Annotated in this window: 10 protein-coding genes; 9 read left to right on the plus strand and 1 reads right to left on the minus strand. The window is 58.6% G+C overall.

Annotation, left to right across the window (positions count from 1 at the left end; all coding sequences use genetic code 11):
* Window positions 1–91: 91 nt before the first annotated feature.
* From ACRC4F_RS24240 to ACRC4F_RS24280, 9 genes are all read left to right on the plus strand, one after another.
* Window positions 92–2416 (plus strand): Tex family protein, encoded by a 2325-nt coding sequence (locus ACRC4F_RS24240; RefSeq protein WP_438661627.1) that lies wholly within the window; start codon window positions 92–94, stop codon window positions 2414–2416.
* Window positions 2416–2799, plus strand: a complete 384-nt coding sequence (locus tag ACRC4F_RS24245; protein ID WP_438661628.1) for a PaaI family thioesterase — start codon at window positions 2416–2418, stop codon at window positions 2797–2799. Before ACRC4F_RS24240 ends, ACRC4F_RS24245 begins: the two co-directional genes overlap by 1 nt.
* A gap of 271 nt (window positions 2800–3070) precedes the next feature.
* On the plus strand, window positions 3071–4654 hold the full coding sequence (gene gshA / locus ACRC4F_RS24250; RefSeq protein ID WP_438661629.1) for a glutamate--cysteine ligase: 1584 nt from the start codon (window positions 3071–3073) through the stop codon (window positions 4652–4654).
* A gap of 335 nt (window positions 4655–4989) precedes the next feature.
* Window positions 4990–5967, plus strand: a complete 978-nt coding sequence (tauA, locus tag ACRC4F_RS24255) for a taurine ABC transporter substrate-binding protein (RefSeq protein WP_438661630.1) — start codon at window positions 4990–4992, stop codon at window positions 5965–5967.
* 16 nt (window positions 5968–5983) lie between these two features.
* On the plus strand, window positions 5984–6778 hold the full coding sequence (tauB, locus tag ACRC4F_RS24260) for a taurine ABC transporter ATP-binding subunit (RefSeq protein WP_438661631.1): 795 nt from the start codon (window positions 5984–5986) through the stop codon (window positions 6776–6778).
* Entirely contained in the window at window positions 6775–7608 is an 834-nt protein-coding gene (gene tauC, locus ACRC4F_RS24265) for a taurine ABC transporter permease TauC (RefSeq protein WP_438661632.1), read from the plus strand. The genes tauB and tauC overlap by 4 nt, the downstream gene beginning before the upstream one ends.
* Before the next feature lie 55 nt (window positions 7609–7663).
* Window positions 7664–8506: a taurine dioxygenase gene (tauD, locus tag ACRC4F_RS24270; RefSeq protein ID WP_438661633.1), complete on the plus strand. Its 843-nt coding sequence runs from the start codon at window positions 7664–7666 to the stop codon at window positions 8504–8506.
* Window positions 8507–8641: 135 nt separating this feature from the next.
* Window positions 8642–9319 carry a hypothetical protein gene (locus ACRC4F_RS24275; RefSeq protein ID WP_438661634.1) on the plus strand — a complete coding sequence of 226 codons (678 nt, stop codon included), beginning with the start codon at window positions 8642–8644 and terminating at the stop codon, window positions 9317–9319.
* Window positions 9320–9322: 3 nt separating this feature from the next.
* Complete coding sequence (locus tag ACRC4F_RS24280) at window positions 9323–10525, plus strand: helix-turn-helix domain-containing protein (RefSeq protein WP_438661635.1); 1203 nt, start codon at window positions 9323–9325, stop codon at window positions 10523–10525.
* 84 nt (window positions 10526–10609) lie between these two features.
* Here the strand turns inward: ACRC4F_RS24280 and mgrA are convergent, their stop codons facing one another.
* Window positions 10610–11647 carry an L-glyceraldehyde 3-phosphate reductase gene (gene mgrA / locus ACRC4F_RS24285; protein ID WP_102593420.1) on the minus strand — a complete coding sequence of 346 codons (1038 nt, stop codon included), beginning with the start codon at window positions 11645–11647 and terminating at the stop codon, window positions 10610–10612.
* Between the last annotated feature and the right edge of the window lie 107 nt (window positions 11648–11754).

An 11754-nucleotide genomic window follows, 5' to 3' on the forward strand; every position in this document is an offset into this window, starting at 1 on the left:
GTAGCGGCGCACGCCAGGCCGCTCAACCAGACTCGCCGAGCCTTTATCCCTGCGCCCGCGAGCCTGCTTTCACAATTTGTCAGGTGGTTTTATGGACAGCATCAACAGCCGCATCGCCGAGGAACTCGGTGTACGCCCACAACAGGTCGAAGCGGCCGTCGCGCTACTCGATGAAGGCTCTACCGTTCCCTTCATCGCCCGTTACCGGAAAGAAGTGACCGGCAGCCTCGATGACATCCAGTTGCGTCATCTGGAAGAGCGTCTGCGCTACCTGCGAGAACTCGACGAACGGCGCATCAGCATCCTTGCCAGCATTGAAGAGCAAGGCAAGCTGACCCCTCAACTCGAACGCGACATCAAGCTCGCCGACACCAAGACCCGTCTCGAAGACTTGTACTTGCCGTACAAACAGAAGCGCCGCACCAAGGGCCAGATCGCCCTGGAAGCCGGCCTCGGCGAGCTGGCCGACGGCCTGTTCAACGACCCGAGCCTGACGCCGGACGCCGAAGCCGCACGCTTCATCAACGCCGAAAAAGGCGTGGCCGATGTGAAGGCCGCCCTCGAAGGCGCCAAGTACATCCTGATGGAACGCTTCGCCGAAGACGCCGGTTTGCTGGATAAACTGCGTAGCTACCTCAAGCAGGAAGCGACCCTCAGTGCCCGCGTCATTGCCGGCAAGGAAGAAGAAGGCGCCAAGTTCCGCGACTACTTCGAACACGACGAACCGCTGAAAAGCATGCCGTCGCACCGCGCGCTGGCGATTTTCCGTGGCCGCAACGAAGGCATTCTGAGTTCAGCGCTGAAAGTCGGCGACGAACTGCCGGGCACCATGCACCCGTGCGAAGGCATGATCGGCCAGCAATTCGGCATCCAGAACCAGAACCGCGCCGCCGACAAATGGCTGGGCGAAGTGGTGCGCTGGACCTGGAAGGTCAAGCTCTACACCCACCTCGAAACTGACCTGCTGGGCGAATTGCGCGATGGCGCAGAGACCGAAGCGATCAACGTATTCGCGCACAACCTGCACGACTTGCTCCTGTCGGCTCCGGCCGGCCCGCGCGCCACGCTGGGTCTTGACCCGGGCCTGCGCACAGGTTGCAAGGTCGCCGTGGTCGATTCCACCGGCAAGCTGTTGGATCACGCCACGGTTTACCCGCACGTGCCGCACAACAAGTGGGACCAGACCATCGCGATTCTCGCCGCCCTGTGCGCTAAGCATTCGGTGGACCTGATCGCCATCGGCAACGGCACTGCCAGCCGTGAAACCGACAAGCTCGCTGCTGAGCTGATCAAAAAATATCCAGCGATGAAAATGACCAAGGTCATGGTCTCCGAGGCCGGCGCATCGGTTTATTCCGCCTCGGAACTGGCTTCCAAGGAATTCCCGGACCTTGACGTGTCGATCCGTGGCGCGGTGTCGATTGCCCGTCGCCTGCAGGATCCATTGGCCGAGCTGGTGAAGATCGATCCGAAATCCATCGGTGTCGGTCAGTACCAGCACGACGTGTCGCAGCTGAAACTGGCGCGCGGTCTGGACGCTGTGGTCGAGGACTGCGTGAACGCCGTGGGCGTGGACGTGAACACTGCCTCCGTGGCGCTGCTGGCCCGCATCTCCGGCCTCAACGCGACCTTGGCGCAGAACATCGTCAGCCACCGCGATGAGCACGGCGCGTTCAAAACCCGCGCGGCACTGAAGAAAGTCGCGCGTCTGGGCGAAAAAACCTTCGAACAGGCCGCCGGTTTCCTGCGCGTCATGAACGGCGACAACCCGCTGGATTCGTCGGCGGTTCACCCGGAAGCCTATCCGCTGGTCCAGCGCATTGCCGCTGAAACGGACCGCGACATTCGTTCGCTGATCGGCGACGCCAGCTTCCTCAAGCGTCTTGATCCGAAGAAGTACACCGACGAGACGTTCGGTCTGCCAACGGTCACCGACATTCTGCAAGAACTGGAAAAACCTGGCCGCGACCCGCGTCCGGAGTTCAAGACTGCCGAATTCCAGGAAGGCGTCGAAGACCTCAAGGACCTGCAACTGGGCATGATCCTCGAAGGCGTCGTCACCAACGTAACCAACTTCGGTGCGTTCGTTGATATCGGCGTGCATCAGGACGGTTTGGTGCATATCTCCGCGCTTTCGGAGAAGTTCATCAAGGATCCGCGTGAAGCGGTGAAGGCCGGGGACGTGGTGAAAGTGAAGGTCATGGAAGTCGACATCCCGCGCAAACGCGTGGGCCTGTCGATGCGCATGAGCGACACGCCTGGCGAGAAAATCGACGGTGCACGTGGCGCACGCCCTGGGTCGGCTCCACGCCAGTCGCAGAACACCGCACCGCGTAAAGAAACCACGGCGGCGGCCCCGGCCAACAACGCCATGGCTTCGCTGTTCGCCAACGCCAAGCAGTTGAAGAAACGCTGATGGACATCCCCGCCGGCCTGACCGAAAGCGCTTTTTTCAAGTTGCTGGGCTGTCGCTTGCACAGCCTGGAAACCGGGGTGGCGCAAGTCGCCCTGGCGCTTGAGCCAGAACTGCGCAATCGCGGCGGCAAGCTGCACGGCGGGGCCTTGTTCAGTCTGGTGGACATTGCCATGGGGCTGGCCTGTTCGAGCACCCACGGCTTTGACCAGCAGAGCGCGACCATCGAATGCAAGATCAACTACATTCGCGCCGTTTCAGACGGTGAAGTGATGTGCACGGCACGGGTGATTCACCCGGGCCGGCGCACGTTGGTGGTCGAAGCTGACGTGATGCAAGGCGACAAACTCGTCGTAAAAGCACAAGGCACGTTCGCTGTCCTGTAGCTAGCCGTCATCGATTTGAGTTAATTTCAGCGCAGCGAAACCTGTGGGAGCGAGCCTGCTCGCGATTGCGGGGTGCCAGACGACTTAAACGTTGACTGACACTCCCTAATCGCGAGCAGGCTCGCTCCCACAGGGATTGTGCAGTTCATTACTGACCGGCATGGCTTGCGCGGTTGCAAAAACCAGGCGAAAACGCCAGTTTTAACTTCACCCTTGTAGACCGTCTTGCCCACCCCCATATTGGGGCGACTGACGCGTGAAGGAATCCAACTTGAGCGAACTTCTCAACCGCCGCCTGGCTCTGCTCGGCGAGCGCGCTAACCTCTCTCTGCTCGAACAGTGCCTTCACGGCATCGAACGTGAATGCCTGCGCGTGACCGGCGAAGGTCGCCTGGCGCAAACGCCGCACCCGGAAGAATTGGGTTCCGCGCTGACCAATGAACAAATCACCACCGACTATTCCGAGTCGCTGCTGGAATTCATTACCCCGGCCCTGCCAGACCCGGCCGATACGCTGGCGAGCCTGGACAAGATTCACCGTTTTGCCTACAGCAAGCTCGGCAACGAGTTTCTGTGGAGTCCATCGATGCCGTGCCCGTTGCCGGCCGAGGAAGACATCCCGATCGCCTATTACGGCACGTCCAACATCGGTCAGCTCAAGTACGTCTACCGCAAGGGCCTGGCCCTGCGTTACGGCAAGACCATGCAGTGCATCGCCGGGATTCACTACAACTTTTCCCTGCCGGAAAAGCTCTGGCCGCTGCTCAGAGAGACTGAAGGCTTTGTCGGCACCGACCGCGACTATCAGTCGTCGGCCTACATCGCGCTGATCCGCAACTTCCGTCGCTACAGTTGGCTGCTGATGTACCTGTTCGGCGCCTCGCCAGCGCTGGACGCCGGTTTCCTGCGCGGTCGTTCGCACCAGTTGGAACAACTGGACCCGGACACCTTGTACCTGCCGTACGCCACCAGCCTGCGCATGAGCGACCTGGGTTACCAGAGCAACGCCCAGGCCGGCCTGACCCCGTGCTACAACGATCTGGCCAGCTACACCGACAGCCTGCGCAAAGCGGTCGCCACGCCGTATGCGCCGTACGTCGAAATCGGCACGCATCAGGACGGTGAGTGGGTTCAGCTCAACACCAACATCCTGCAGATCGAAAACGAGTACTACTCCAACATCCGCCCGAAACGCGTGACCTATACCGGCGAACGGCCGATCCAGGCGCTGGTGGCTCGCGGCATTCAGTACGTCGAAGTGCGCTGCCTGGACATCAACCCCTTCCTGCCGATGGGCATCGACCTGCCGGAGTCGCGCTTCCTCGACGCGTTCCTCCTGTATTGCGCGCTGAATGACAGCCCGCTGCTGACCAATACCTCGTGCAGCAATGCGACGTCGAACTTCCTCAGCGTGGTCAAGGAAGGTCGTCGTCCAGGCCTGCAATTGCAGCGCGACGGTCAGCCGGTCGACCTGAAGGAATGGGCCGCCGAGCTGCTGGAAAAAATAGCTCCGATCGCCGCGCTCCTTGATCAAAGCCACGGCGACGATGCCCACAGCAAGGCATTGGACGCGCAGCTGGCCAAGGTCAGGGACCCGTCCCTGACGCCATCAGCCCAAGTGCTGGCGGCGATGGCTGAGCACAAGGAGAGCTTTGCCCAGTTCTCCCTGCGTCAGAGCCAGGCGCATGCGGAGTTTTTCCGCAGTGAGCCGTTGAGCGGTGAAGACCAGGCGAAGTTTGAAGCACGCGCGCGGTCTTCGCTGGCTGAGCAAGTGGAGCTGGAGCAGAACGAAGTCGGCGATTTCGACGTGTTTGTCGGGTCGTATCAGGCGAGCATTCTGGCGATCAGCAACTAACCTCAAATCCACCCCTCCCTAACCCTCTCCCCAGGGGGAGAGGGGACTGACCGAGGTGTCTCACGTCATACATCGACCTGAAAGCCCGAGTCGAACTCGGGGTTTGAAAAGCATGAAGATCGGCCCCCTTTCCCCTCTCCCCTGTGGGGAGAGGGCTGGGGTGAGGAGGCGATCCACCTGACTGCACACAATCGCAAAATCTCCCTACCCTCTCACCCATCCCTTAGAATTTTCCGCTCATAAGCTCATTCGAAAAAGTTATTTATTTTCGGATTCTTAGATCATTTAGTCTCCTTTTCACGCCGACTCTCGATCGCCTGACAAGGAGCTTCACAATGAAACTGAATTTCCCTCTTCGCCTCCTGGCGGCCGCGTCTCTGGCTGCGGCGAGTTTCCTGGCCCAAGCGGCTGACGTCACCGTCGCCTACCAGACCACCGTTGACCCGGCGAAAGTCGCCCAGGCCGACGGCGCCTACGAAAAAGCCACCAACGCCAAGATCGACTGGCGAAAATTTGACAACGGCGCCGACATCATCGCCGCCATTGCGTCCGGCGACGTGCAGATTGGCTACCTCGGTTCCAGCCCTCTGACAGCAGCGATCACCCGCAAAGTCCCGGTCGAAACCTTCCTGATTGCCACGCAGATCGGTGCCGCCGAAGCCTTGGTCGCCCGCGACGGCTCCGGGATCAAAACCCCACAAGACCTGATCGGCAAGAAAATCGCCGTGCCGTTCGTTTCCACCGGCCACTACAGCCTGCTGGCCGCGCTGAAACACTGGAACATCGATCCATCGAAAGTCACCGTGCTCAACCTCGCGCCACCCGCCATCATCGCTGCGTGGAAACGCGGTGACATCGACGCCACTTACGTGTGGGACCCAGCCCTCGGTGTTGCCAAGGAAAATGGCAAAGTGCTGATCACCTCCGGCGAACTGGCCAAGTTCGGTGCGCCGACCTTCGATGCCTGGATCGTGCGTAAAGACTTCGCCGAGAAGCACCCGGAAATCGTCACCGCGTTCGCCAAAGTGACCCTCGATGCCTACGCCGATTACCGCAAAGACCCGAAAGCCTGGCTCGCCAACCAGTCCAACGTCGACAAGCTGGTGAAACTCTCCGGCGCCAAGGCCAGCGACATTCCATTGCTGCTGCAAGGCAACGTCTTCCCACTGGCGGCTGATCAGGTGATCACCCTCGGCGCACCGACGACCAAGGCCATTACCGACACCGCCGCGTTCCTCAAGGAACAAGGCAAGGTCGAGGCCGTACTGCCGGATTACGCACCGTACGTCAGCGCCAAGTACATCACCAACTGATCGGGAGTTAACCGCAATGGCTTTGCTACAGCTGGAGCGCATCAGCGCACAGTACCCCGGCAGCCCGGAACCGGTACTGGCGGATATTTCCCTGAGCCTTGGGGCCCAGCAATTGCTGGTCGCCCTCGGCCCGTCCGGCAGTGGCAAGACTTCGCTGTTGAACCTGATTGCCGGTTTCGTCGAGCCCAGCGCCGGGCGCATTACCCTTGATGGCGTGCCGGTCAAAGGCCCCAGCGCCGAACGCGGCGTGGTGTTTCAGGACGACGCCCTGCTGCCTTGGCAGGACGTATTGGCCAACGTCGGTTTCGGCCTGGAACTGGCCGGTGTTTCCCGGGAAAAACGCGAAATCCGTGCTCGGGAAATGCTCGCGCTGGTAGACCTTTCAGGTTTTGAAAATCGCCGCATCTGGCAGCTCTCGGGCGGCCAGAAACAGCGTGTCGGACTGGCCCGGGCCCTCGCCGCCGACCCTCGCGTGTTGCTGATGGATGAACCTTTCGGCGCCCTCGACGCCTTCACCCGCGAACAGATGCAGGAGCTGCTGCTGCAAGTCTGGCAGCGCACCGCCAAACCGGTTTTCCTGATTACCCACGACATCGAAGAAGCGGTGTTCCTCGCCACGGATCTGATTCTGCTGGCGCCGAACCCCGGGCAGATCGTCGAGCGCCTGAGCCTGGAATTCGGCCAGCGATACGCGGCCGGCGAGTCGGCACGCTCGATCAAGTCCGACCCGCGCTTCATCGAAACCCGCGAACACGTGCTCGCCAAAGTATTTTCCCAACGCAGCACCGCCCAGCGGCAGGAGCGCGCATGAGCAGCTATGAAATTCCCGCCGTTGCGGTGAAACCCGGTTCGACAGTCATTCCGGTCCGTCGCAGTTTGAGCACTCGGTGGATCAGCGTGCTGACGCTGCTCGCGCTGGTATTCATTTGGTGGGGCGTTACGGCCACTGGAATGATCGAACCGCTGTTCCTGCCGCCACCGTCTGCCGTGCTGCAAAAAGGCTGGTTGCTGGTGACCACTGGCTACATGGATTCAACGTTGTGGCAGCACTTGGGCGCCAGCCTCAGCCGTATCGGTCTGGGCCTCGGTTTCGCGGTGCTGACCGCCGTGCCCGTCGGCATCGCCATCGGCCACAACCGCATCGCGCGCGGCATTCTCGATCCGCTGATCGAGTTCTACCGGCCGATTCCACCGCTGGCTTACCTGCCGCTGATCGTGATCTGGTGCGGCATCGGTGAGTTGTCGAAAGTCTTGCTGATCTACCTCGCGATTTTCGCCCCGATTGCCATCGCCACCGCGACCGGCGTGCGCACGGTCGACCCGGCCAAGTTGCGTGCCGCCCAATCGCTGGGCGCGACTCGGGCGCAGCTGATTCGCCATGTGATTCTGCCGAGTGCGTTGCCGGACATTTTGACCGGTGTGCGCATCGGCCTCGGCGTGGGGTGGTCGACGCTGGTTGCTGCCGAACTGATTGCCGCCACCAGTGGCTTGGGTTTCATGGTGCAGTCGGCCGCGCAGTTCCTGGTCACCGATGTGGTGGTGCTGGGGATTCTGGTCATTGCACTGATCGCCTTCGCCATGGAAATGGGCCTGCGCGCTCTGCAACGCAAACTGGTGCCGTGGCACGGCCAGGCTCACTAAAGATTTGTCATTGACCATGCCGACAGCTCGGCACCCCGGATTGAAGAGAAAGTCCATGAGTAACCTGACCATCGTCCCCCTCAGCTCGGCCCTCGGCGCGCAAATCAGCGGCATCGACGTGAGCCAGCCGCTGAACCTGGAACAACGTGACACCATCGAGCAGGCGTTGCTCAAGCATCAAGTGCTGTTCTTCCGCGACCAGCCGATCACGCCACAGCAGCAGGCACGCTTCGCCGCGAATTTTGGCGATCTGCACATCCATCCGATCTACCCGAATGTGCCGGAACAACCGGAAGTGCTGATCCTCGACACCGCCGTCACCGACGTGCGCGACAACGCGATCTGGCACACCGACGTAACCTTCCTGCCGACCCCAGCCATGGGCGCGGTGCTGAGTGCCAAGCTGTTGCCGGAATTTGGCGGCGATACGCTGTGGGCCAGCGGCATTGCGGCGTATGAAGCGCTTTCGGCGCCGATGAAAAATTTGCTCGAAGGGCTGACGGCGACTCACGATTTCACCCGCTCCTTTCCGCTGGAACGTTATGGCAACACGCCTGAAGCCCTGGCCCAGTGGGAAGAAGCGCGCCGGAAGAATCCGCCGTTGTCGCATCCGGTGATCCGCACGCATCCGGTGAGCGGGCGTCGGTCGTTGTTCGTCAATGAAGGCTTCACGTCGAAGATCAATGAGCTGTCGGAGACCGAGAGTGAAGCGATTCTCAAATTTCTGTTTGCTCACGCAACGCGGCCGGAATTCACCATTCGCTGGCGTTGGCAGAAGGATGACGTGGCGTTCTGGGATAACCGCGTGACACAGCATTACGCCGTGGATGACTATCGGCCGGCGCGGCGGGTGATGCAGCGGGCTACGGTGTTGGGGGATGTGCCGTTTTTCCGGTGAGACCTTGAGCCCAAGGTGATATCCGGATTGACGCCACCACTCGTCTGGATAGCTGTATAAAAAACCAGCTCACCCTTCCATAACGAATAAAAATGAAGTAAAAATCCGCTTACCGAATAGTGAGTGGTGAAACGCATGGTCACAAAAGAAGAAATTCAAGGCTTCATTCGTGCGCAGGTAGATAAAGAGTTTTTTGAGGAACTTGGCGTCCTGATTCCTCAAACCTTCCAAAAAGCTTCGAAAGTGGCGCAGGACCTCCTGATTAATACTCCTCAGGAAGATCTACGGGGGCATTTACGCCACTCACTCGCTCAGGAAGCCTTGGCAGGTATGATTCGCTGGAATCCGCTCATCAAATCAACCGACCCCAAAGGGCACAATTACGTCCTATTGGAACTGGGAAAGCTGCGCATTACATCTGTCGTTCTGCCTTGGCAAAAAGAGGTTCGCGCTGCAAAACACCGCAGCGAACTGAAAACGCTGAACGAATCATTAGCGTCCACTCAAATGGATTGGATCGATGGACTATCCCACACTGTTTCCGAACAGTTGATCCATGCACTTGTCGTAGTCCATGCACCACCGCCACGTTCCGCAGATCAATCAGAGCCTGTAGCGATTGTTATGGCCGTACCTTATTTCAACGGTAAGGGTTTCCATATGGATTGCACGTTCGATGAGCTTCTTCAGAGCTACTCTGATAACCAAGCTATTGATCAGAAACCGATTGAATTGGTGAAATTGCGAGATAAGATGCGCCGCGCGGAAGAAATCGAAGACCAAACTGATGATGAGCAAAATTCCAAGAGGTGAACCATGAGAACTGGAGTCGCGGGCTTTCAGTCCGAGCGTCTCAAACAGTTACGGCTCACGTGTGGTATCACCCAGACCGCCTTGGCCGAAATGGTGGGACGCGCCTCTGGAAATATTTCTAAATGGGAGAACGGGCTTCAGGTTCCTGAAGCCGATGCTTTCCAGCGGTTATGCGAGGTCTTTGGCGTCAGTGAAAACTGGCTGCTCGAGGAGCAAATCGTAACAAGTGAAAACACGCCGTTTTTCTTCCGCTCGCAGGTGAGTGCTACCGCTAATGCAAGAGAAATAGCGGAGGTACGCTTGGAGTGGCTTCAAGACATCTCCTACAAGCTTCAGGAAAGCCTTGAATTCGTCGCTGTTAATGTTCCTCATCTTGAAGAAAGCAATTGCCTTCTGATTTCTGACGAAGAAATCGAAAGAATGGCTAGCGAATGTCGTCAAGCATGGGGGCTAGGAATTGCTCCCATACCCAATGTCGTTCATGTTCTGGAGAATGCCGGTATCGTCTGCACTCGAACCACGCTCGGCCATCTGAAAATGGATGGTGTATCAAATTGGTATGAGTTGGATCAGCGACCTTATGTACTCCTTGTCGCAGACAAGGCGAACGGCATACGGAATCGATTCGATGCGGCCCATGAGCTTGGACATATTGTTCTCCATCGGCATATTTCCAAGGAACAATACGAATCGAATTACGCACTGCTTGAATCACAGGCACATCGATTTGCAAGCGCATTCCTGATGCCAGCAGAAAGCTTCCTGAGGGAGATTCGGTGGCCTACGCTGGATACCTTGCTAGCACTGAAACCACGCTGGAAGGTCTCCGTGGCAGCGATGGTTCGTAGATGTCTAGACCTAGAGATAATCAACGACACTACGACAACAAGATTGTGGAAAGCCAGGTCAGCAAGAGGCTGGGTCAAGGGTGAGCCCATGGATGGGGATTTCGACTTTGAAAGACCACAGTTAATTGCTCGAGGCGTGAAAATGCTCGTGGAAAACAAGGTACTTTCCCGATCTCAAGTCAGGCAGCTACTGGGACTACCTCTGCCGATTCTTGAAAGCCTATGTAGCCTGGACAAGGGTTACTTTACCCTCCCAGATCAATCACAGGTGATCGACATGCAGCTAAGAAAGAGATCTGCGAAGGATACGTTTTTTAACGAAACTGCAGAGATACTCGGCTTCCCAAGCAAAAAATAACGACCGCGTCTCCCCCTCAATGTAAATCATGCATCCCTTCCCCTACGAGGGGATGCTTGATTCAGTCTAAACACTCGATCGAATTTACTCAGCGGTCGAAGGCTTCTCCCAAAGATTGATCCCGCCCTCCTGGGCAAACCGGTCAATCTCCGCCAGTTCCTCCGCGCTAAAGCTCAAGTTCTTCAACGCCCCGACGTTCTCGATAATCTGCTCCGGCCGGCTCGCACCGATCAACGCCGAGGTCACGCGAGGGTCGCGCAGCGTCCACGCCAACGCCAGTTGCGCCAGGCTCTGACCGCGACGCTTGGCGATTTCGTTGAGCCCACGCACATGGGCGATGTTGGCTTCGGACAGATGAGATTCCTGCAACGAACCACCGCCCGGACGATTGACCCGCGCATCTTTCGGAATGCCATTGAGGTATTTGTCGGTCAACAAACCTTGCGCCAACGGCGTGAACGCAATGACGCCGGTGCCTAGTTCGTCGGTGACATCCAGCAGATCCTTTTCAACCCAGCGATTGAGCAGGTTGTACGCCGGTTGGTGAATCAGCAACGGCACTTTCCACTCTTTCAACAGCGCCGCCATCTCACGGGTTTTCACCCCGGAATACGACGAGATACCGATGTACAACGCCTTGCCCTGCTGCACGGCGGTGGCCAGCGCACTGGCGGTTTCTTCCAGCGGCGTGTCCGGGTCGAAGCGATGGGAATAAAAGATGTCCACGTAGTCCAGGCCCAAACGCTGCAGGCTCTGGTCGAGGCTGGCCAACACGTATTTACGCGAACCACCACCCTGACCGTAAGGCCCGGGCCACATGTCCCAACCAGCCTTGCTCGAGATAATCAACTCGTCGCGGTACTGCTTGAAGTCCTCACGCAGCAAACGACCGAAGTTGATTTCGGCGCTTCCGTAGGGCGGGCCATAGTTGTTGGCCAGGTCAAAGTGGTTGATGCCCAGGTCGAACGCGGTACGCAACAGCGAGCGCTGAGTGTCGATCGGCGTGCTGTCGCCGAAGTTGTGCCACAGCCCCAGGGACAGCGCCGGCAACACCAGACCGCTGCGGCCTACGCGGCGGTAAGGGATAGAGTCGTAGCGGTTTTCGGCAGCGGTGTAAGTCATCGAATCCTCTCTTGTCTGTCTTGAAGTTGGCATCGACTGCTTCGCGAGTTGCCCAGCATACGCCCAGACAAACGCCGATAAACCTCCGACTCGAGAAAATGCTGAAA

This window comes from Pseudomonas sp., assembly GCF_051660785.1.
GTDB lineage: Bacteria > Pseudomonadota > Gammaproteobacteria > Pseudomonadales > Pseudomonadaceae > Aquipseudomonas.

Coding starts and splice junctions, on each gene's coding strand:
- ACRC4F_RS24240 (WP_438661627.1), top strand. CDS start 92: ATGGACAGCATCAACAGCCGCATCGCCGAGGAACTCGGTGTACGCCCA.
- ACRC4F_RS24245 (WP_438661628.1), top strand. CDS start 2,416: ATGGACATCCCCGCCGGCCTGACCGAAAGCGCTTTTTTCAAGTTGCTG.
- tauA (WP_438661630.1), top strand. CDS start 4,990: ATGAAACTGAATTTCCCTCTTCGCCTCCTGGCGGCCGCGTCTCTGGCT.
- tauB (WP_438661631.1), top strand. CDS start 5,984: ATGGCTTTGCTACAGCTGGAGCGCATCAGCGCACAGTACCCCGGCAGC.
- tauC (WP_438661632.1), top strand. CDS start 6,775: ATGAGCAGCTATGAAATTCCCGCCGTTGCGGTGAAACCCGGTTCGACA.
- tauD (WP_438661633.1), top strand. CDS start 7,664: ATGAGTAACCTGACCATCGTCCCCCTCAGCTCGGCCCTCGGCGCGCAA.
- ACRC4F_RS24275 (WP_438661634.1), top strand. CDS start 8,642: ATGGTCACAAAAGAAGAAATTCAAGGCTTCATTCGTGCGCAGGTAGAT.
- ACRC4F_RS24280 (WP_438661635.1), top strand. CDS start 9,323: ATGAGAACTGGAGTCGCGGGCTTTCAGTCCGAGCGTCTCAAACAGTTA.
- mgrA (WP_102593420.1), bottom strand. CDS start 11,647: ATGACTTACACCGCTGCCGAAAACCGCTACGACTCTATCCCTTACCGC.